Source organism: Streptomyces sp. NPDC048106, from assembly GCF_040706415.1.
GTDB lineage: Bacteria > Actinomycetota > Actinomycetes > Streptomycetales > Streptomycetaceae > Streptomyces.
This window is the reverse complement of the sequence record NZ_JBEZND010000062.1, coordinates 13,082-34,484: the sequence shown is the minus strand read 5'-3', so window position 1 is coordinate 34,484 and position 21,403 is coordinate 13,082. Positions and strand designations below refer to the sequence as shown.

Here is a 21,403-nt window from a genome sequence, read left to right as displayed (position 1 = left end):
GTCGAGGCGTCGATGTCCTCGCCGTCCTCGCTGCTGCACTGGACCCGGCGCATGATCGAGATCCGCAAGCAGAACCCCGCCTTCGGCCTCGGCTCGTACACCGAACTGACCTCCACCAACCCGGCCGTGCTCGCCTTCCTGCGCGAGTACGAGGACGATCTGGTGCTCTGCGTCCACAACTTCTCCCGGTTCGCGCAGCCCACCGAGCTGGACCTGAGCCGGTTCGGCGGACGGCACCCGGTCGAACTGTTCGGCGGGGTGCGCTTCCCCCCGGTCGGCGACCTGCCGTATCTGCTGACCCTCGCGGGGCACGGCTTCTACTGGTTCCGGCTGCGCCGGGACGCCGCGTAGGACCGCCGGGCGGCGCGGCGGCGCGTTTCCGCCGCCCCGCCCGGGGCACGCATCAGTGACACCCCGACGACCCGGGGAAAGGACGTGACGCCCATGACGGAAGCGGTCACCCCTTCAGCGAGCACCACCCTCGACTCACTGGCCCCCCTGCTGCGCGCGTGGCTGCCCCGGCAGCGCTGGTTCGCGGGCAAGGGCCGCCCGGTCACCGGGTTCACCCCCGTGGCCGTGACCCGGCTCCTGCCCGCCGACGGCCGGCTGGGCCTCTACCATGTGCTCCTGCGCGTCCACCAGCAACCGCGGCCGTCGCACCCCGGTGACTGCTACCAGCTCCTCATCGGCGTCCACGAGGCGCTGCCGCCCCGGCTGGCGCCCGCGCTGATCGGCCATGCGACCCGGGGCCCGCTCGCCGGGCACACGGTGTACGACGCCCTGTACGACCGCCGGCCCGCCGAGCTGCTCCTGGAGGCGCTGCGCACCCGGGCCCGCGTCGGCGGGCTGCGCTTCGAGCGGGATCCGCGCCAGGAGATCCGGCCGGGACTGGTGGCCCGACCGCTGGCGGTCGAACAGTCCAACTCGTCCGTGGTCTATGGAGATACGTTCATTCTCAAGCTGTTCCGCCGGGTCGTGCCCGGCGTCAACCCCGACCTGGAGCTGCCGCTGGCGCTGGCCCGCGAGGGATGCCCCCGGGTGCCCGCCCCCACGGCGTGGCTGCGGGCCGAGCTGGATCAACAGCCTTACGTTCTCGCCGTGTTGCAGCCCTTCGTGAGCGGTGCCGCCGACGGCTGGGAGCTGGCGCTGCGCGAACTGGCCAAGGGCGAGGACTTCACCGCCGACGCCCGGGCGCTGGGCCGGGCCACGGCCGAGGTGCACACCGCGCTGGCCCGCGCCCTGCCGACGGTCACCCTCGGGCCCGCCCAGCTCGGGCCGCTGGCCGACGGGATGACGGGACGGCTCGCGGCGGCGGCCCAGGCCGTGCCGGCCCTGCGCCGGTACGAGGCGGGGCTGCGCTCGGCGTACACGGCGCTGGCCGAACTGGCCGCCGGGGGCCGCACCTGGACCGCCCAGCGCATACACGGGGACCTCCACCTCGGGCAGTGCCTGCGCGCGCCGTCCGGCGACTGGTCGCTGATCGACTTCGAGGGGGAACCGGCCCGGCCGCCGGCCGAGCGGCGGATGCCGCAGCCGACGGTGCGGGACATCGCGGGGATGCTGCGCTCCTTCGACTACGCGGCGGCCTCCGCGCGCTCCCCCGGGCCCCGGTGGGCCCACGACTGCCGGGCGGCCTACTGCTCCGGGTACGCGGAGGTGTCCGGCCGCGACCCGCGCACCGAACCGGTGCTGCTGCGCGCCTTCGAGACCGACAAGGCCGTCTACGAGGTGGTGTACGAGGCCCGCCACCGCCCCGACTGGCTGCCCGTGCCGCTGTCGGCGGTCCGCCGCCTCGCCGTGCCCGACCCTCACTGACCCGACTCTCGCCCCGGGAGACTCGCTCGTGACGTCGAAGAAGCACCCGACCGGTCCCGCCGCGGACGCCGAGCAGCACCCGGCCGTGGCCGCCGTGCCCGCCGACGACCGTGCGCGGCTGCTGGCCGGCACCCACCACGACCCGCACTCCGTGCTGGGCGCCCACCCGGTGCCCGGCGGGGTCGCCTGCCGCGCCTTCCGCCCCCACGCCCGCGAGGTCACCGTCCACTGCGGCGCGCTGCGCGCCCAACTGACGGACGAGGGCGAGGGGTTCTTCTCCGCGCTGCTCCCGCTCACCGCCGTGCCGGAGACGTACCGGCTGCGGGTGGCGTACGACGACACGGTCCACGAGACGGCGGACGCCTACCGGTTCCCGCCCGTGCTCGGCGAACTGGACCTGCATCTGATCGGCGAGGGCCGGCACGAGCGGCTGTGGCGGGCGCTCGGCGCGCACGTCCTGACCCACCAGGGCGTGCGCGGCACCCGGTTCGCGGTGTGGGCGCCGAACGCGCGGGGGGTGCGGGTCGCGGGGAGCTTCAACTTCTGGGACGGCACCGGGTTCGCGATGCGTTCGCTCGGCTCCTCGGGGGTCTGGGAGCTGTTCGTGCCGGGGGTCGGCGAGGGCGAGCTGTACAAGTTCGAGATCACCCGCCCGGACGGCTCGCGCACCCTGCGCGCCGACCCGCTGGCCCGCCGCACCGAGGCCCCGCCCGCCACGGCCTCGGTCGTGCACGTCTCGCGCCACGAGTGGGGGGACGCGGAGTGGATGGCCCACCGGGGCGACACCCCGGTGCACGAGGCGCCGTTCTCGGTGTACGAGGTGCATCTCCCGTCCTGGCGGCCCGGGTTGTCGTACCGTGAGCTGGCCGACCAGCTCACCGCGTACGTGACGGAGACGGGCTTCACGCACGTGGAGCTGATGCCGTTGGCCGAGCACCCCTTCGGCGGTTCGTGGGGTTACCAGGTCACCGGTTTCTACGCGCCGACGGCCCGGCTGGGCACCCCGGACGACTTCCGGTACCTGGTGGACCGGCTGCACCAGGCCGGGATCGGGGTGCTGATGGACTGGGTGCCGGCCCATTTCCCGCGCGACGCCTGGGCGTTGGCCGAGTTCGACGGGCGGCCGCTGTACGAACACCCCGATCCGCTGCGGGCCGCGCATCCCGACTGGGGCACGCTGGAGTTCGACTTCGGGCGGCGCGAGGTGCGCAACTTCCTCGTGGCGAACGCCCTTTACTGGTGCGAGGAGTTCCACGTGGACGGCCTGCGCGTGGACGCGGTGGCCTCCATGCTCTACCTCGACTACTCGCGCGGGCCGGGCGAATGGCGGCCGAACGAGCACGGCGGCCGGGAGAACCTGGACGCGGTGGCCTTCCTCCAGGAGATGAACGCCACGCTCTACCGGCGCTGTCCGGGCGTGGTGACCATCGCCGAGGAGTCCACGGCCTGGGACGGGGTGACCCGGCCGACCCATGTGCAGGGTCCGAGCGGTCTCGGCGGGCTGGGCTTCGGCCTGAAGTGGAACATGGGCTGGATGCACGACTCGCTGCGGTACATGGCGCACGACCCGGTGCACCGCGCCCACCACCACCACGAGATGACCTTCTCGATGGTGTACGCGTACAGCGAGAACTACGTCCTGCCGATATCCCACGACGAGGTGGTGCACGGCAAGCGGTCCCTGGTCTCGAAGATGCCGGGCGACTGGTGGCGGCAACGCGCCGACCACCGGGCCTACCTGGCCTTCATGTGGGCCCATCCGGGCAAGCAACTCCTCTTCATGGGGCAGGAGTTCGCCCAGGGCGCCGAGTGGTCCGAGGCGCACGGCCCCGACTGGTGGCTGCTCGACCCGTCGTACCCCGCCGAGCCCGGCCACCGGGGCGTCCGCGACCTGGTCCGCGACCTGAACACCCGGTACCGGGCCACCCCGGCCCTGTGGCAGCGCGACACCGACCCCTCGGGCTTCGAGTGGATCGCCGGGGACGCGGCGTCCGACAACGTCCTCGCCTTCCTGCGGTACGACGCCGCCGGCACCCCCCTGCTCGCCGTCTGCCACTTCTCCCCCGTCGTCCGCCCCGGCTACCTCGTCGGCGTCCCGGACTCCGTCCCGGCCTGGGCGGAGTTCCTGAACACGGACGCCGAGCACTACGGCGGCAGCGGCGTGACCAATCCGTCCCCCCTGAAACCGGAGCCCCACGGCGCCCACGGCCGCCCGGCCGCCGTCCGCCTGACCCTGCCGCCCTTGGCTACGGTGTGGCTGCGACCGGCCTAGCCACCCACCGGCCCAGCACCCCGACCCGAGGAGAACGCCCGGTGTCCGATCTGGACTTCTACGCCCACGCCGTCACGCGCGGCGACGTCCTCGGCGCCGGCATCGGATCGGCTCCCGGGGTCTGGGAGGCCAGGGCGGGGACGGACTACCTGGACGTTCCCGGCAGGGGGCTGCTGCGGCGGGACTACGGGCTGGTGGAAGTGTCCTTCTCGGGCGCCGGCGAGGAGGGTCTGACCTGCGACGGGATCGGCGTGCAGGTCCACCGGCTGATCCACGGCCCCTGCGCGCCGGCGCCCCTGGTGCGCGCGTACGGGGAGTTCCGGCCCCGCGTCCGCTTCGCTGAGCTGCGGTCCGCGATCGCCGCCCTCGGGTGCGCGGCCGAGCCCGAGGACGTCTCGAAGGACGTGCACCGGTACCGGGTGTCCGGGTCCGGGGCGCGGATCTTCGTCATCGAGGACCCCGACCCGTACGGGGACGGCTCGCACGACACCGGCGACCCGTCGGTCCACCAGACCGGGGACGTCTGGGCGCTGAGCGTGAGCCCCGGGTGGTGGGGGCGCGCGGCCGGGTAGGCCCCGGAGAAAGGGGGTTCTCCGGGGCCTGGGGCGCGGTGCCGGTCCTACGCGTCCCGCTGGTCCAGGGACCGCGGCAGGTTCCGGGTGTGCAGGACCCCCAGTCGCTGGGTGGCGCGGGTCAGGGCGACGTACAGGTCGCTGGTGCCGTACTCGCCCGGTTCGACCACCAGGACCGAGTCGAACTCCAGGCCCTTGGACTGGCGGGGGTCGAGCAGGACGACCGACTGGGTGAGGTCGGGCTCGGCGCCGGCCGTGACGCCGTCCAGGCGGGCGGCGATCGCGCGGTGCAGGCGGCGCGGGGCGATGACCGCCAGCCGGCCCTCCACCGGGGCGAGTTCGGCGGCCGCCTTGGCCACCGCGCCGGGCAGGTCGTCGTCCGCCCGCCGCACCCAGGGCCGTACCCCGGTGGAACGCACCGAGCTGGGCGGCCGGAAGTCCGGGTGCTCGGCGCGGACCACGGCGGCGGCGAGGTCCATGATCTCGGACGGGGTGCGGTAGTTGACGCCGAGACGCGTGTGCTCGTACCGGTCCTCGACATAGGGCGCGAGGATCTCCGACCAGGAGCCGACGCCGGCCGCCTCCGCGGTCTGCGCGGGGTCGCCGACCAGGGTCATGGAGCGGGTCGGGCAGCGTCGCATCAGCAGCCGCCAGGCCATCGGCGACAGCTCCTGCGCCTCGTCCACGATGATGTGCCCGAACGCCCACGTCCGGTCGGCCGCGGCCCGCTCCGCCGCGCTGCGGTGGTCCGCCTCCTCCTGCCGCTCGGCGAACCGTTCGGCGTCGATGATGTCGTGCGCGGACAGCACCTCCGAGCCGTCCGGGTCGCCGTCCTCCTTGTCCTCGAACTCGTACGTCCGCGACGCGTACGACACGTCCAGCACGCCCTGCGCGTACGCGATCTGCGTCGCGCGCTCGCGATCGGCGCGGAAGCGGGCCAACCGGTCGTCCTCGCCGAGGAGTTCGGCGGCCTCGTCCAGGAGCGGCACGTCGGCGACGGTCCACGCGCGGGTCACCGGGCGGCGGATCGCGGCGGCATCCTCGTCGCTCACGTACCCCTCGGGCTCGGCCAGGAAGTCGGCGACCAGCCGCTGCGGGGTGATCCGGGGCCACAACTGGTCGATGGCGGACCAGACTTCGGGGTTCTCGGCGAGTTCGTCGCGGATCTGGGTGATGTCGGAGGCGTCGAGCAGGCTGCCGCCGTCGTAGGGGTCGGTGCCGACCCGCTCGGCGTACAGCTCGGTGAGCGTGTTGAGGATGTGCCCCTCGAAGTATTCGCGGGCCGCGTTGTGCGGCAGCTTGGCCGCGCGGGTGCGTTCGCGGGCGACGCTCACCAGGCCGTCGTCCAGCATCAGCACCTCCCGGTCGTGCTCGATCGCGAGGACCGGGTCGGGCAGCGCCTGCCGGTCGCGGACGACCTCGGCGAGCACCTCCGCCATGCCGGCGCGCCCCTTGACCGCGGCCGCCTCGGGGGTGTCGGTGGCGGTGGCCTTCACCCCGGGGAACAGCTCGCCGACCGTGGCCAGCAGGACGCCGGTCTCGCCGAGGGAGGGCAGCACCTCGCCGATGTAGCCGAGGAAGGCCGGGTTGGGGCCGACGATCAGCACGGCCCGGCGGGCCAGCAGCTCCCGGTACTCGTAGAGGAGGTACGCCGCCCGGTGCAGGGCGACCGCGGTCTTGCCGGTGCCGGGACCGCCCTCCACTACCAGCACGCCCCGGTGCGGCGCCCGGATGATCCGGTCCTGGTCGGCCTGGATGGTCCGCACGATGTCGCCCATCCGGCCGGTGCGCGCCGAGTTCAGCGCGGCCAGCAGCACGGCGTCCGCGTTGTGGTCCTCGTGCCCGGTGCGGGTGGCGTCGCCCAGGTCCAGGATCTCGTCGTGCAGGGCGGTGACGGTACGGCCCTCGGTGGCGATGTGCCGGCGCCGCCGCAGCCCCATCGGGGTGTGCCCGGTGGCCAGGTAGAACGGCCGGGCGACGTCGGCACGCCAGTCGATGAGCACCGGCGTGTGCTCGGCGTCGTCCGCGCGCAGCCCGATCCGGCCGATGTGGTGCGTCGTACCGCCCGCGAGGTCGATCCGCCCGAAGCAGAGCGAACCGTCGACGGCGTTCAGCGCGGCGAGCAGCCCCGACCGCTCGGCGACCAGGATGTCCCGCTCCAGCCGGGCCTGCATGGGCTTGTCGCCCTGCGCGAGCGCGCCCGAGACCGAGGTCTCGGCCTCACCGCGCAGCACGTCCACACGCGCGTACAGTCCGTCGATGAATTCCTGCTCGCGCCGCAATTCATCGTCTGGAAATTCGGTGTTTGACAATTCCGCTCCCGCCCGGATATACTGTGCCCACAAAGCTTTCCGTGACCACGCATACGTGAAGTCACGAACCACTCAATATACGCGCAGAAATCCCCCGGACGCAATTGCCCGGGGGATTTCCTGTGTCGGGGACCAGCGTCTCGAAAGCGCCTTTACAGCAGGTCGGCGAGTTCCTCCAGGAGCCGCCGCTTGGGCCGCGCCCCCACCATGGACCGCACAGGCTCACCGTCCCGGAAGACCATCAGGGTGGGCGTGGACAGCACGCGGTAGGCGAGGGTCGTCCCCGGATTGCGATCGACGTCGATCTGCACGACCTTCACCCGGTCCCCCTCCTCCCGGGCGATGTCCCTGAGCACCGGCGCGAGCTGCCGGCAGGGCCCGCACCAGTCGGCGGTGAACTGCACCAGCACCGGCAGCTCCGCGCCGATCACCTCCGTCTCGAAGTCGTCGTCCGTCACCTCGGCCGGTCCGCTCGGCAAGCTCACGACAACCGCCCTCCCAGTTCGCACACGGGCTCCGGACCCCCCGGAGCCGACGCCTCGGCGGCCAGCTCGTCCCGGGCCCCCTCGGCCCGCCGCAGCTGCCCCGCGACCGTCTCCCGCACGGCCGTCAGCCGGCCGATGAGCTCGTCCAGCTCCGCCAGCTTGCGCCGGTAGACCACGAGCGACGCCGGGCAGGAGTCCCCCTCCGGATGCCCCGCCCGCAGACACTCCACGAACGGCCGCGTCTCCTCCAGCCCGAACCCGAAGTCCTGGAGCGTCCTGATCTGCTCCACCAGCCGCAGCTCCGCCTCGCCGTAACTGCGGTGGCCGCGGCCGTCCCTTCGCGCCGCGAGCAGCCCCCGGGTCTCGTAATACCGCAACGCGCGCGCCGTGGTCCCGGCCCGCGCGGCCAGCTCTCCGATTCGCATGCGGTCGACGGTAGGGGTTGACGCGGGCGTCAGGGCAAGCGGGGCGAGGGCGCGCGGGCCGGGATCAGACCAGCACGCCCGCCGACTCCTCCACCTCCAGCAGGGACGCGCTGTGGCGTTCCTCGTCGAACTTGCGGCGGCCGCCGCGCAGTCCGAACAGGCGCTTGGTGAGTGCGATGTAGAGGACGGCGAGGATGTTGAGGACCAGGGTGGCGATCTTGAGGTAGCTGATCTTCTCGGTCAGCTCGTAGATCTCCAGCGGGAGGAAGGCGGCGGTGGCGACGACGGTGAGGTATTCCGCCCAGCGCTTGGCGCGCCAGAGGCCGACCGCCTCGATCAGTTCGATCAGGGCGTAGGCGAGGAGCAGACCGGCGACCAGGAGGAGCGTGGAGTGCTTGTAGCCGAAGGCCTTCTGGATGGAGCCGACCACGGGTGAGTGGTCGAGGTCGTAGTGGAAGTGCCGGAAGACGGGGCGCAGGACGGTCAGGTACTCGTTGAACAGGCGCCGCACCGCGTCCTGGCTGTTGCTGAACTTCCACACGGCCACCGCGACGAGGACTATGAACACCCCGCGCACGGCCCGCTCGATGGCGAGGAAGCGCAGGATGAACAGGTCCCGCAGCACCTTCCCCCGCGGTACCAGCGGCGCGTCCCGCGCGGGGCCCGACCCGTGCGGCTCCCCGAGCACGAAGTCACCGCAGCGCAGACAGCGCCAGGCGTCCCCGAGCCCGGTCTGCGCGTGCAGCCGTACCCGCAGCCGCGGATCGTCGGACGCGTAGGTGACATGTCCCTTGCGCGCGCAGGTCCGCCGGTCCCAGTCGATCTTCATATCCCCCGTACCTCCATGCACGTACAGACGCCACGCACCAGCGTGCCGTTCCGGTCATCCGGCACGGCACGCTAATGGATGTCGGTGGGAAAGCGTCAGCCGACGGCGGTTTCCGCCGGTTCGCGCTCCGGTTGGCTCACCTCTTCGGCCGTCGCGCGGCGCGGCAGCAGGAGGGCGACCAGGACCGTGCCGACGCCGAGGACGACCGCGCCGACCAGGCTGGTGTGGGCGACGGCGGCGGAGAAGGAGGAGCCGACGGCGTCGGCCATCCGGTGGGCGCCGGTGGCGAGTTCGGCGGCCTGCTGCTTGAACTGGGCGGCCTGCTCGGGGCTGTTCGCGTGGGCGGCCCGCGCCGCCGCCTGGTGGGCCTTGTCGGCGATGCCCTGGGCGACGGCGTAGCCGGCGCCGACCGAGTCCTTGGCGGTCTCCAGGGCGCTCGGCGGGAGCTTGCTGCCGGCGGTGGCGCCGGTGAGGTGGCTGCCGTACGACGTGGCCAGCAGCGAGCCGAGGATGGCGATGCCGAGGGAGCCGCCCAGTTCCAGCGAGGTGTCGTTGACCGCGCCGCCGACGCCCAGTTCGGACTCGGGGAACGCGCCCATGATCGCGTCGGTGCAGGGCGACAGGGCGAGGCCGATGGCGAGGCCGAGGATGACCAGCGGGGCCACGAAGTCGCCGTACGTCGAGCCCGCGGCCACCCGGGTGAGCAGAGCCAGCGCCACCGTGCCGCCGACCATGCCCGCGCTGACGGTCCACTTCATGCCGACGCGCGGGGTGAGCCAGCCGGTGAGGGCCGAGCCGGCGAACACGGCGCCGGCCAGCGGCAGCATCCGTATGCCGGTCTGGAGCGCGTCGTAGCCGAGGACGAACTGGAGGTGCTGGGTGAGGAAGTAGAAGGCGCCGAAGACGGCCAGGAAGAACAGGGCGACGGCCAGGTTGGAACCGGCGAAGCGGCGGTGCGCGAAGCGGCGGACGTCCAGGATCGGGCGCGGGTGGCGCAGCTCCCACAGGACGAAGGCGACCAGTCCGGCGCCCGCGAGCACCGCGGCGGCGACGGCCTTGCCGCTCCAGCCGAAGTGCGGGCCCTGGATGATCATGTAGACCAGCGAGCCGGTCCAGATCACCGACAGCAGGCCGCCGACGAGGTCGACGCGGTCGTGGTGGCCCGCCTTGGACGGCGGGACCAGGACGAAGGCGGCGACGAGGGCCACGGCGGCGATCGGCACGTTGATCAGGAACGTCGAGGACCAGCCGTGGCCGCGCAGCAGCGCGCCCGCGACCACCGGGCCGGCCGCGATGGCGAGGCCCGCGGTGGCCGTCCACAGCGTGATCGCCTTGGCCCGCTCGGCCCGCGGGAAGGTCGCCGCGAGCAGCGACAGCGTGGCCGGCATGATCAGCGCCGCGCCGACGCCCATCACGGCGCGGGCGGCGATGACGGTGGCCGCGCTGCCGGCCAGGTAGCCGAAGACCGCGCCGCCGCCGAAGACCAGCAGGCCGAGCACGAGCGCCCCGCGCCGGCTGTACTTGTCGCCGATCGCGCCGAGCAGCAGCATCAGGGCCGCGTAGGGCACGGTGTAGCCGTCGATCACCCACTGGAGGTCGGCGCTGGAGAGGCCGAGGTCCTTCGTCATGTCGGGCGCCGCGACCGTGAGGGCGGTGTTGGCCATCACGATGATCAGCAGGCTCAGGCAGAGCACGAGCAGTGCCCACCAGCGCCGGGCGTAGGGGCGCTCCATCTTCTCGACCGGTTCGGTCATGACGAGTCGCATGGCAGGGGTTTGCCTTCCTCGGTTCGCGACAGAACTTGCACAGCAACGTGCAATTGCACAACGCTGTGCAATCTACGCCGCTGCACAGTGCTGTGCAACTCGTTCGGGAAGTGCAGAATGAGGGCCATGACCACGGGTAACCCCAGCCGCGCCGACGCCAACCGGCGCCGCATCCTCGACGTCGCCCTCGTCGAGCTGCTGCGCGACCCGGACGCCTCCATGGACCAGATCGCGCGCGCCGCCGGAGTCGTACGGCGGACCGTGTACGGCCACTTCCCCAGCCGTGAGGCGCTGATCAGCACCCTCACCGACGAGGCGGTACAGGCGCTGGCGGACGCGGACGCGGCGGTGCGCGCGGGGGTCACGCACCCGGCGGAGGCGCTCGCCCGCTCGGTGCTCGCGCTCTGGGCGACCGCCGACCGCTACCGGCTGCTGATCGCCCTCGCCCAGCGCACGGTCACCGTCCAGGGCATCCGCGAACGTCTCGCCCCGCTCCGCGCGGCCAAGGCCCGGGTGCTTCAACAGGGCCTGGACGAGGGCGTGTTCACCTCACCCCTGCCCGCCCCCGCGCTCGCCTACGTGCACGAGCAGACCCTCTTCGCGGTCATGGAGGCGGTCAACGACGGCCTCCTGGAAACGGCGGAGGCGGGCCGCGCCGCCACGGTCACCGTCCTGACCGCATCGGGCGTACCCGCCTCGACGGCCACCGCCCTGGTGGCCGAGGTGAGTCCGGACGCGTAATCCGGACCCGTGGTCCGTGCACGTGATCCGTGCACGTGGTCCGTACACAGCCGGATGCCCGGCCCCGGTTCAGGCGGAGCCGGACATCCGGAGAAAAGGGCGGAGCTATGCCTTCGCCAGCCCCTGCTCCTGCCGGGGCTCGGGGACTTCGGTCACGGTACCCGCCGCGGCGTCCGTCACCGTCTCGTCGAACGGCAGCTCCCCCGCGAGCACCTGCCGCACCCGCGCCTTGTCGATCTCCTTGGTCCACGTGCCCACGAGCACCGTGGCGATCGCGTTGCCCGCGAAGTTCGTCAGCGCCCGCGCCTCGCTCATGAACCGGTCGATGCCGACGATGAGGCCGACGCCGTCCACCAGCGCGGGCTTGTGCGACTGGAGGCCGCCGGCCAGCGTGGCGAGGCCCGCGCCGCTGACGCCCGCCGCGCCCTTCGACGCCAGCAGCAGGAACAGCAGCAGCGGAATCTGCTCGCCGACCGACATCGGCGTGCCCAGCGCGTCCGCGATGTACAGCGACGCCATGGTCATGTAGATCATCGTGCCGTCGAGGTTGAAGGAGTACCCGGTGGGCACGGTGATGCCGACGACCGGCTTGCTGACGCCGAGGTGTTCCATCTTCGCGATCAGGCGGGGCAGCGCGGACTCGGAGGAGGACGTGGACAGGATCAGCAGGAACTCGCGGGCGAGGTAGCGGCACAGGGAGAAGACGTTCACCCCGGCGACGATCCGCAGCACCGCGCCGAGCACCACGAAGACGAACAGCACGCAGGTGACGTAGAAGCCGAGCATCAGCACGGCGAGGCTCTTCAGCGCGTCCAGGCCGGCCGAGCCGGTGACCGCGGCGATCGCTCCGAACGCGCCGATCGGCGCGGCCCACATGACCATGGACAGGACGCGGAAGACGAGCCGCTGGATGTGCTCGATGCCGCGCAGCACCGGCTGTCCGGCGGCGCCCATGGCCTGGAGGGCGAAGCCGGCGAGCAGGGCGACCAGCAGCGTCTGGAGGACCTGGCCCTCGGTGAAGGCGGACACGAAGGTCTTGGGGATGATCGACAGGACGAAGTCGACGGGCGGCAGCGCGTCGCTGCTGACCTGCGCGTGCCCGGTCTGCTTGAGGGCGTGGGTCAGATGGAGTCCGGAGCCGGGGTGCAGCACATTGCCCACGACGAGCCCGATGGCGAGGGCGACCAGGGACATCACGAGGAAGTAGCCAAGGGCGATGCCGCCGACGGCGCCCACCTTGGCCGCCTTGCGCACCGATCCGATCCCGAGCACGATCGTGCAGAAGATGATCGGCGAGATCATCATCTTGATCAGATTGACGAACCCGGCGCCCACCGGCTGGAGCTGCACCGCGGCATCCGGCCAGATGAGCCCGACGGCGATGCCGAGCACGACGGCCACGATGACGGCGATGTACAGGTAATGGGTCCGGTCCCGCCGGGCGCGGGGTGCGGCGGGTGCCGTACCGGGAGAGGTGGCGGCCACGAATGCCCTCCTTGACGTCTTCGTCGACGCTTCGTCGGTGCACGACCGGCGTGCGGCTCACGTCCGGGCGGTGCTGGGGAACCCGGCGACTATCTCCCGCCCTGTGAGGGCGGTCACGCTTGCGTTCATTTAGTTCACGCGTGACCCGGGGGCACACTGGCTGACATGCGCTTTCCGTCCCTGACCCGCCCTCGCAGCCTGGCGGGCCAGCTCTTCGCCATGCAGGCCGTGCTGATAGCGGTGGTCGTGGCCGGATACGCGCTGTTCACCTACGTCAGCGACCGGCGGCAGGCGGAGGACGCGGCCGCCCGGCAGGCCACCGCGGTGGCCCGCTCCATCGCCGACTCCCCGGCGGTCCGCGCGGCGATCCGCACCCCGGACCCGACCGCGCTCCTGGAGCCGTACGCCCTGAAGGTCACCCGGGACGCCGGCGTCGACTTCGTCACGATCATGAGCCCGGCCGGCATCCGCTGGACGCACCCGGACCCGCGGCAGATCGGCAAACGCTTCCTCGGCACCACCGCCCCCGCCCGCCGCGGCCACACCTTCACCGAGACCTACACCGGCACCCTCGGCTCCTCCGTGCGCGCGGTGACGCCGGTGACGGACGGCGGCCGGATCGTCGGCCTGGTCAGCGCCGGCATCACCGTGGAGCAGATCAGCAAGCGGCTCCAGGACCAGGTCACGGCGCTGCTCGGGGTGGCCGGCGGGACGCTGCTGCTGGGCGCGGTGGGCACGTACGTCATCAACGCCCGGCTGCGCCGCCACACCCACAACATGAACGCCACCGAGCTGAGCCGGATGCACGACTACCACCAGGCGGCGCTGCACGCGGTCCGCGAGGGACTCCTGATGCTGGACGGGCAGTACCGGGTGGCGCTGATCAACGACGGCGGCCGGGAGCTGCTGGGCGTGGGCCACCGGGCCGGGGAGGCGGACGTGGTGGGCCGCTCGGTGGCCGAGCTGGGGCTGCCGGCCCCGCTGACCGGCGCGCTGCTGTCCTCGCGGCCCCGGGTGGACGAGGTGCACCCGACCGCGTCCCGGGTGCTCGTGGTCAACACCTCCCCGGTCTCCGGCGGCGAACGCCGGGGCACGGTCGTCACCCTGCGCGACGTCACCGAACTCCAGTCGCTGATGGGCGAGTTGGACAGTGAGCGGAGCTTCAGCGAGGCGCTGCGCTCGCAGGCGCACGAGGCGGCGAACCGGCTGCACACCGTGGTCTCGCTGATCGAACTGGGCCGGGCCGAGGAGGCGGTGGCGTTCGCCACGGCCGAACTGGAGCTGGCTCAGGCGCTGACCGACCAGGTGGTGGCGGCGGTGCGCGAACCGGTCCTCGCGGCGCTGCTGCTGGGCAAGACCTCGCAGGCCAACGAGCGGGGCGTGGAGCTGGTGGTGTCGCCGGACAGCCGGCTGGACGACGGTCTGCTGGCCGGCGGTCCGCCCGCGCGGGACCTGGTGACCATCCTCGGCAACCTGATCGACAACGCGGTGGACGCGGCGCAGGGCAGCGCGCGGGCGCGGGTGACCGTGACGGCGTACGCCTCGGACGCCGAGCTGGTGCTGCGCGTCGCGGACACCGGCCCCGGCGTCGACCCCGGCCACGCGGACCTGGTCTTCCAGCGCGGGTTCACCACCAAACCGGCCGGACCCGGCGGACGGGGGCTCGGCCTCGCGCTCGTACGGCAGGCGGTGACCCGGCACGAGGGCCTGCTCGCCGTGCGGGACGCGGGTGACGGCGGCGCCCTGTTCGAGGTACGGCTGCCGCTGCGCCAGGCGCCGGTGCCGGCCGAGGGCGGTGCCGTATGACGGACCCGATCAGAGTGCTGGTAGTGGAGGACGACCCCGTCGCCGCCGACGCGCACGAGCTGTACGTCGGCCGGGTGCCGGGGTTCGTCGCCGTCGCCAAGGCCCGCACGGGCGCGGAGGCGCGGCGCGTGCTGGAGCGCACGCGGGTGGATCTGCTGCTCCTGGATCTGCATCTGCCCGATGTGCACGGGCTCCAGTTCGCGCGCTCGCTGCGGGCCTGCGGCCATCACGCGGACGTGATCGCGGTGACCTCGGCCCGGGATCTGGCGATGGTGCGCGAGGGGGTCTCGCTGGGGGTCGTGCAGTACGTGCTCAAGCCGTTCACCTTCGCCACGCTGCGCGACCGGCTGGTGCGCTACGCCGAGTTCCGCGGTGCGGCGGGCGAGGCGAGCGGGCAGGACGAGGTGGACCGGGCGCTCGCGGCGCTGCGGGCGCCCGCGCCGGCCGCGCTGCCCAAGGGGCTCAGCGGGCCGACGCTCCAGCGGGTGACCGACGCGCTGCGCGAGGCGGCCGACGGGCTCACCGCGGCCGGGGTCGCCGACGCCGTGGGCATCTCGCGGATCACCGGCCGCCGCTATCTGGAACACCTGGTGGACACCGGCCGGGCCGCGCGCAGCCCGCTGTACGGCCAGGTGGGGCGGCCGGAACTGGTCTACCGATGGGTGCCGCAGACGCGCTGACTCCCCGAAGCCCCGGTCGGGGACCCCGGCCGGGGCCGGGGCCGGAAGCGGCGGTTGGAAGCGGCGGCTAGAGGTCGGCTAGAAGACCGACTCCGCCTCCTCCATCCGGTTCTTCGGGACCGTCTTCAGCTCGGTGACCGCCTCCGCGAGCGGGACCATCCGGATGTCGGTGCCGCGCAGGGCGGTCATGTGGCCGAACGCGCCGCGGTGGGCGGCCTCGATGGCGTGCCAGCCGAAGCGGGTGGCGAGGACGCGGTCGTAGGCGGTGGGCACGCCGCCGCGCTGCACGTGGCCCAGGATGACCGGCTTGGCCTCCTTGCCGAGGCGGCGCTCCAGTTCGTAGGCGAGGGCGGTGCCGATGCCCTGGAAGCGCTCGTGGCCGTACTGGTCGATCGCGCCCTTGCCGTAGTCCATGGTGCCCTCGGCGGGGTGCGCGCCCTCGGCGACGCAGATCACGGCGAACTTCTTGCCGCGCGCGAAGCGCTCCTCGACCATCTTGACCAGGTCCGCGGGGTCGAAGGGCCGCTCGGGCAGACAGATGCCGTGCGCGCCGGCGGCCATGCCGGACTCCAGCGCGATCCAGCCCGCGTGCCGGCCCATGACCTCGACCACCATCACCCGCTGGTGGGACTCGGCTGTGGTCTTGAGGCGGTCCATCGCCTCGGTGGCGACGCCCACCGCGGTGTCGAAGCCGAAGGTGCGGTCCGTGGACGAGATGTCGTTGTCGATCGTCTTGGGCACGCCGACGACCGGCAGGCCCGCGTCGGAAAGCATCCGGGCCGCCGTGAGGGTGCCCTCGCCGCCGATCGGGATCAGCGCGTCGATGCCGAACTCCCCGACCATGTCGGTGGCCCGCTCGCAGGCCTCCCGCAGCCGGTCCCGCTCCAGGCGGGAGGAGCCGAGGATGGTGCCGCCGAGGGCCAGGATGCCGCTGACCGCGTCCAGGTCGAGGGCGCGGTAGTGGCGGTCGAGCAGCCCCCGGTAGCCGTCCTCGAAACCGATGACCTCGTCGCCGTACTGGGTCACCGCCCGGTGCACGACCGAACGGATCACGGCGTTCAGGCCGGGGCAGTCGCCGCCTGCGGTGAGAACTCCGATGCGCATCGTGCTCTGTCTCCTGCTCGCTGTCTCGTCCGTGCGTGAGCTTTATCCGATTCTTTCACGTCCGCCGGAAGGGCTGGGATCCTGGCGGGCGCCTTAACCCGGCTCGGGGGTACTGTCAAGAGGGCCCTGCTCACCTCGGTGGGCGATTTTTATGCCGCCGATGTGGCAGCCGGTGTGACGGGTGCCAGACGTGCGGGACGACGGACGTGACAGGAACGGAGTCGACGCGTGACGCGCAGCGTGTACGTGACCAGCATCGACCGCGGCGACGGCCGCCAGGTGGTGGAGCTGGGGGTCATGGAACTCCTGACCCGGCAGGCCGACCGGGTGGGCGTCTTCCGCCCGCTCGTGCACGACGGCCCCGACCGGCTGTTCGAGCTGCTGAAGGCGCGCTACCGGCTCTCCCAGGACCCGGCGACCGTGCACGGCATGGACTACGAGGAAGCCTCCGCCCTCCAGGCCGAGCAGGGCACCGACGAGCTGGTCTCCGTCCTCGTGGACCGCTTCCACCTGCTGGCCCGCGACTACGACGTCGTCCTCGTCCTCGGCACCGACTTCGCCGCCACCCAGCTCCCGGACGAGCTGGCCCTCAACGCCCGCCTCGCCAACGAGTTCGGCGCCTCCGTCCTCCCGATCGTCGGCGGCCGCGGCCAGCACGCCGAGTCGGTGCGCGCCGAGGTCCGCAACGCCTACCGCGCCTACCACGGCCTCGGCTGCGACGTCCTGGCCATGATCGCCAACCGGGTGGCCCGCGAGGACCGCGACGAGATCGCCGAGCGGCTGGCCTCCCGGCTGCCGGTGCCCTGCTACGTGCTGCCCGACGAGCCCGCCCTGTCCGCCCCGACCATCGCCCAGATCACCCAGGCCCTGGACGCGAGGGTGCTGCTCGGCGACGACTCCGGGCTCGCCCGGGACGCCCTCGGCTTCGTCTTCGGCGGCGCCATGCTGCCGAACCTCCTCACCGCCCTGACGCCCGGCTGTGTGGTCATCACCCCCGGGGACCGGGCCGACCTGGTCGTCGGCGCGCTGGCCGCGCACAGCGCCGGCACCCCGCCGATAGCCGGCATCCTGCTCACCCTGGGCGAGGTGCCGAGCGAGGAGATCCTCACGCTGGCCGCCCGGCTCGCCCCCGGCACGCCGGTCCTGTCGGTGCGCGGCAACAGCTTCCCGACCGCCGAGCGGCTGTTCTCCCTGGAGGGCCGGATGACGGCGGCCACCCCGCGCAAGGCGGAGACCGCGCTCGGCCTGTTCGAGCGCCATGCCGACACCGCCGAGCTGGCGGGTCTCGTCTCCGCGACCAGCGGCGACCGCGTCACCCCGATGATGTTCGAGCACACGCTCCTGGAGCGGGCCCGCGCCGACCGGCGCCGGGTCGTGCTCCCGGAGGGCACCGAGGAGCGGGTGCTGCACGCGGCCGAGGTGCTGACACGCCGGGGCGTGTGCGACCTGACCCTGCTCGGGCCCGCGGACCAGATCCGCAAGAAGGCCGCCGACCTGGGCATCGACCTCGGCGACACCCAGCTGATCGACCCGGCCACCTCCGAGCTGCGCGACGGCTTCGCCGAGAAGTACGCGGCCCTGCGCGCCCACAAGGGCGTCACGGTGGAGCTGGCGTACGACGTCGTCACCGACGTGAACTACTTCGGCACCCTGATGGTCGAGGAGGGCCTCGCCGACGGCATGGTCTCCGGCTCGGTGCACTCCACGGCGGCCACCATCCGCCCGGCGTTCGAGATCATCAAGACCCGGCCGGAGGCCTCGATCGTCTCCTCCGTGTTCTTCATGTGCCTGGCCGACAAGGTGCTGGTCTACGGCGACTGCGCGGTCAACCCGGACCCGGACGCCGAGCAGCTCGCGGACATCGCCGTCCAGTCGGCGGTCACGGCGGCCCGGTTCGGGGTGGAGCCGCGGATCGCGATGCTGTCGTACTCCACCGGCACCTCCGGTTCGGGCGCCGACGTCGACAAGGTGCGCGCGGCCACCGAGCTGGTGCGCGCGCGCCGGCCCGACCTCAGGATCGAGGGGCCGATCCAGTACGACGCCGCCGTGGAGCCCAGCGTCGCCGCGACCAAGCTGCCGGGCTCCGAGGTCGCCGGGCAGGCCACGGTGCTGATCTTCCCGGACCTCAACACCGGCAACAACACCTACAAGGCCGTGCAGCGCTCGGCCGGCGCGATCGCCGTCGGCCCGGTCCTCCAGGGGCTGCGCAAGCCGGTCAACGACCTGTCCCGGGGTGCCTTGGTGCCGGACATCGTGACCACCGTGGCCATCACGGCGATCCAGGCCCAGACCTCCGCCGACCGAGCAGAAAGCGTGCCCGTACCGTGACCGCGACCCGTGTCCTCGTCCTCAACTCCGGCTCATCGTCGCTGAAGTACCAGCTGCTCGACATGCGGGACACGAGCCGGCTCGCCCTCGGGCTGGTCGAGCGGATAGGCGAACAGACCTCCCGGCTGCGCCACACCCGCGTCGGCACGGGCGAGACCCGTGAGCAGAACGGCCCGATCGCCGACCACGACGCAGCGCTCAAGGCGGTCGCCGGGGAGCTGGCCCGCGACGGCGTCGGCCTCGACTCGCCGGACCTGCTCGCGATCGGGCACCGGGTGGTGCACGGCGGGATGTTCTTCACCGAGCCCACGGTCGTGGACGACGGGGTGATCACCGAGATCGAGCGGCTGATCCCGGTCGCCCCGCTGCACAACCCGGCCAACCTGACCGGCATCCGCACCGCCCGCGCGCTCCGTCCCGACCTGCCGCAGGTCGCCGTGTTCGACACGGCGTTCCACACCACGATGCCGGAGGCGGCGGCGCGCTACGCGATCGACCCGAGGCTCGCCGACCGCCACCGGGTGCGCCGCTACGGCTTCCACGGCACCTCGCACGCCTACGTCTCCCGCGAGACGGCCCGGCTGCTGGGCAAGGAACCCGGCGAGGTCAACGTGATCGTGCTGCACCTCGGCAACGGCGCCTCGGCCTCCGCGGTGCGGAAGGGCCGGTGCGTGGACACCTCCATGGGGCTGACGCCTTTGGAGGGGCTGGTGATGGGTACGCGATCCGGTGATCTGGATCCGGCCGTCATCTTCCATTTGGCGCGAGTTGGCGGAATGTCCATGGACGAGATCGACACTCTCCTCAACAAGAGGAGCGGCTTGTTCGGGCTGTGCGGGGACAACGACATGCGCGAGATCCGCCGCCGGATCGACGAGGGCGACCAGGCGGCCGTGCTCGCCTTCGACATTTACATTCACCGGCTCAAGAAGTACATCGGCGCCTATTACGCCGTCCTCGGCACGGTGGACGCGATCGTGTTCACCGCCGGGGTCGGGGAGAACGCGGCACCCGTGCGGGAGGCGGCGATCGCGGGCCTGGAGGGGCTGGGCGCGGCGGTCGACCCCGGGCTGAACGAGGCCCGCGGCGGCGGGGCGCGGCTGATTTCACCCGCGTCCGCGCGGGTAGCCGTGGCCGTGGTGCCGACGGATGAGGAACTGGAGATCGCGACGCAGACCTACGCACTGGTCGGAAAGAACAATTGAGCAGCACCTGAGCAGGACGCCTCTCATTTGTATCTTCCGCCAGACGGAATATTCCGGAGCGAAACAAACCGATAGGATCGCCCCATGCGCCGTTCGAAAATCGTCTGTACTCTCGGCCCCGCGGTCGACTCCCACGAGAAGCTCGTCGCCCTGATCGAGGCGGGCATGAACGTGGCCCGCTTCAACTTCAGCCACGGCTCCCACGCCGAGCACCAGGGGCGGTACGACCGCGTCCGGGCCGCGTCCAAGGAGACCGGCCGGCCGATCGGCGTCCTCGCCGACCTCCAGGGCCCGAAGATCCGCCTGGAGACCTTCGCCGAGGGCCCGGTCGAGCTGGAGCGCGGCGACGAGTTCGTCATCACCACCGAGGACGTGCCCGGCGACCGGCACATCTGCGGCACGACGTACAAGGGGCTGCCGGGCGACGTCTCGCGCGGCGACCAGATCCTGATCAACGACGGCAACGTCGAGCTGAAGGTCGTCGACGTGGAGGGCCCCAAGGTCCGGACGATCGTGATCGAGGGCGGCGTCGTCTCCGACCACAAGGGCATCAACCTGCCCGGCACGGCCGTCAACGTGCCCGCGCTGAGCGAGAAGGACGTCGAGGACCTGCGGTTCGCGCTGCACATGGGCTGCGACATGGTCGCGCTGTCCTTCGTGCGGGACGCCAAGGACGTCCAGGACGTGCACCGCGTCATGGACGAGGAGGGCCGCCGGGTCCCGGTCATCGCCAAGGTGGAGAAGCCGCAGGCGGTGGAGAACATGCAGGACGTCGTCGATGCGTTCGACGCCGTGATGGTGGCCCGTGGCGACCTCGCGGTGGAGTACCCGCTCGAAAAGGTCCCGATGGTGCAGAAGCGCCTGATCGAGCTGTGCCGGCGCAACGCCAAGCCGGTGATCGTGGCGACCCAGATGATGGAGTCGATGATCACCAACTCCCGCCCGACCCGCGCCGAGGCCTCCGACGTGGCCAACGCGATCCTGGACGGTGCCGACGCGGTGATGCTGTCCGCCGAGTCCTCGGTGGGCGCCTATCCGATCGAGACGGTCAAGACGATGTCGAAGATCGTCCAGGCCGCCGAGCAGGAGCTGCTGTCCAAGGGCCTCCAGCCGCTGGTGCCGGGCAAGAAGCCGCGCACGCAGGGTGGTTCGGTGGCCCGCGCGGCCTGCGAGATCGCCGACTTCCTCGGCGGCCGGGGCCTGATCGCGTTCACCCAGTCCGGTGACACCGCGCGCCGGCTGTCCCGCTACCGCGCCGCCCAGCCGATCCTCGCCTTCACCACCGAGGAGGCCACCCGCAACCAGCTCACGCTGAGCTGGGGCGTGGAGCCGTACGTGGTGCCGTTCGTGAACACCACCGACGACATGGTCGACCAGGTGGACCAGGAGCTGGCCTCGCTGGGCCGCTTCGAGCCGGGCGCCACCGTCGTCATCACGGCGGGCTCGCCCCCCGGTGTCCCCGGCACCACCAACATGATCCGGGTGCACCACCTGGGCGGCGGCGACAACTGACCTGCCCCGCGAGGTCCTTGTCACGGCGCTGAGGGCGCCCCCTGGAACAGGGGGCGCCCTCAGCGT

Annotated in this window: 17 protein-coding genes; 10 read left to right on the top strand and 7 right to left on the bottom strand. The window is 72.4% G+C overall.

Features of this window, described 5'->3' with window-relative positions:
* From AB0927_RS38280 to AB0927_RS38265, 4 genes are all read left to right on the top strand, one after another.
* Positions 1 to 351, top strand: a 351-nt coding sequence (locus AB0927_RS38280; RefSeq protein ID WP_366672466.1) for an alpha-glucosidase C-terminal domain-containing protein, incomplete at its 5' end; no start/stop codon positions are given.
* Between the two features lie 93 nt (positions 352 to 444).
* Entirely contained in the window at positions 445 to 1,815 is a 1,371-nt protein-coding gene (locus tag AB0927_RS38275) for a maltokinase (protein ID WP_366672465.1), read from the top strand.
* Between the two features lie 28 nt (positions 1,816 to 1,843).
* A complete protein-coding gene (gene glgB, locus AB0927_RS38270) occupies positions 1,844 to 4,087 on the top strand; it encodes a 1,4-alpha-glucan branching enzyme (protein ID WP_366672464.1) in 2,244 nt (747 codons plus the stop codon).
* Between the two features lie 41 nt (positions 4,088 to 4,128).
* On the top strand, positions 4,129 to 4,659 hold the full coding sequence (locus tag AB0927_RS38265; RefSeq protein WP_366672463.1) for a hypothetical protein: 531 nt from the start codon (positions 4,129 to 4,131) through the stop codon (positions 4,657 to 4,659).
* Positions 4,660 to 4,706: 47 nt separating this feature from the next.
* On the opposite strand, the gene AB0927_RS38260 is transcribed toward AB0927_RS38265, so the two are convergent.
* The 5 genes from AB0927_RS38260 to AB0927_RS38240 all read right to left on the bottom strand — a co-directional run bounded on the left by AB0927_RS38260 (position 4,707) and on the right by AB0927_RS38240 (position 10,476).
* Entirely contained in the window at positions 4,707 to 6,971 is a 2,265-nt protein-coding gene (locus AB0927_RS38260) for an ATP-dependent DNA helicase (protein WP_366672462.1), read from the bottom strand.
* 152 nt (positions 6,972 to 7,123) lie between these two features.
* Positions 7,124 to 7,456 carry a thioredoxin gene (trxA, locus tag AB0927_RS38255; protein WP_366672461.1) on the bottom strand — a complete coding sequence of 111 codons (333 nt, stop codon included), beginning with the start codon at positions 7,454 to 7,456 and terminating at the stop codon, positions 7,124 to 7,126.
* Complete coding sequence (locus tag AB0927_RS38250; protein WP_366672460.1) at positions 7,453 to 7,881, bottom strand: MerR family transcriptional regulator; 429 nt, start codon at positions 7,879 to 7,881, stop codon at positions 7,453 to 7,455. Before AB0927_RS38250 ends, trxA begins: the two co-directional genes overlap by 4 nt.
* A 64-nt stretch (positions 7,882 to 7,945) precedes the next feature.
* On the bottom strand, positions 7,946 to 8,710 hold the full coding sequence (locus AB0927_RS38245) for a DUF2127 domain-containing protein (protein ID WP_366672459.1): 765 nt from the start codon (positions 8,708 to 8,710) through the stop codon (positions 7,946 to 7,948).
* Between the two features lie 95 nt (positions 8,711 to 8,805).
* The gene (locus AB0927_RS38240) at positions 8,806 to 10,476 is read right to left on the bottom strand and encodes an MFS transporter (protein WP_366672458.1); all 1,671 of its coding nucleotides are present in this window, start codon (positions 10,474 to 10,476) and stop codon (positions 8,806 to 8,808) included.
* A gap of 117 nt (positions 10,477 to 10,593) precedes the next feature.
* On the opposite strand from AB0927_RS38240, the gene AB0927_RS38235 reads away from it, so the two are divergent.
* Positions 10,594 to 11,217: a TetR/AcrR family transcriptional regulator gene (locus AB0927_RS38235; RefSeq protein WP_366672457.1), complete on the top strand. Its 624-nt coding sequence runs from the start codon at positions 10,594 to 10,596 to the stop codon at positions 11,215 to 11,217.
* A 105-nt stretch (positions 11,218 to 11,322) separates the two neighbouring features.
* Here the strand turns inward: AB0927_RS38235 and AB0927_RS38230 are convergent, their stop codons facing one another.
* Positions 11,323 to 12,702: a cation:dicarboxylase symporter family transporter gene (locus AB0927_RS38230; protein ID WP_366672456.1), complete on the bottom strand. Its 1,380-nt coding sequence runs from the start codon at positions 12,700 to 12,702 to the stop codon at positions 11,323 to 11,325.
* A 165-nt stretch (positions 12,703 to 12,867) separates the two neighbouring features.
* Here AB0927_RS38230 and AB0927_RS38225 point away from each other — a divergent pair, with 165 nt between their 5' ends.
* Positions 12,868 to 14,508, top strand: coding sequence for a sensor histidine kinase (locus AB0927_RS38225; protein ID WP_366672455.1), 1,641 nt, complete (start codon positions 12,868 to 12,870; stop codon positions 14,506 to 14,508).
* Positions 14,505 to 15,188: a response regulator gene (locus AB0927_RS38220; RefSeq protein WP_366672454.1), complete on the top strand. Its 684-nt coding sequence runs from the start codon at positions 14,505 to 14,507 to the stop codon at positions 15,186 to 15,188. The genes AB0927_RS38225 and AB0927_RS38220 overlap by 4 nt, the downstream gene beginning before the upstream one ends.
* A gap of 78 nt (positions 15,189 to 15,266) precedes the next feature.
* On the opposite strand, the gene AB0927_RS38215 is transcribed toward AB0927_RS38220, so the two are convergent.
* Positions 15,267 to 16,292, bottom strand: a complete 1,026-nt coding sequence (locus tag AB0927_RS38215; protein ID WP_366672453.1) for an ATP-dependent 6-phosphofructokinase — start codon at positions 16,290 to 16,292, stop codon at positions 15,267 to 15,269.
* Between the two features lie 228 nt (positions 16,293 to 16,520).
* On the opposite strand from AB0927_RS38215, the gene pta reads away from it, so the two are divergent.
* From pta to pyk, 3 genes are all read left to right on the top strand, one after another.
* Complete coding sequence (gene pta, locus AB0927_RS38210) at positions 16,521 to 18,620, top strand: phosphate acetyltransferase (protein ID WP_366672452.1); 2,100 nt, start codon at positions 16,521 to 16,523, stop codon at positions 18,618 to 18,620.
* Positions 18,617 to 19,825, top strand: coding sequence for an acetate kinase (locus AB0927_RS38205; protein WP_366672451.1), 1,209 nt, complete (start codon positions 18,617 to 18,619; stop codon positions 19,823 to 19,825). The genes pta and AB0927_RS38205 overlap by 4 nt, the downstream gene beginning before the upstream one ends.
* An 84-nt stretch (positions 19,826 to 19,909) precedes the next feature.
* Positions 19,910 to 21,337, top strand: a complete 1,428-nt coding sequence (gene pyk, locus AB0927_RS38200) for a pyruvate kinase (protein WP_366672450.1) — start codon at positions 19,910 to 19,912, stop codon at positions 21,335 to 21,337.
* Positions 21,338 to 21,403 lie beyond the last annotated feature (66 nt).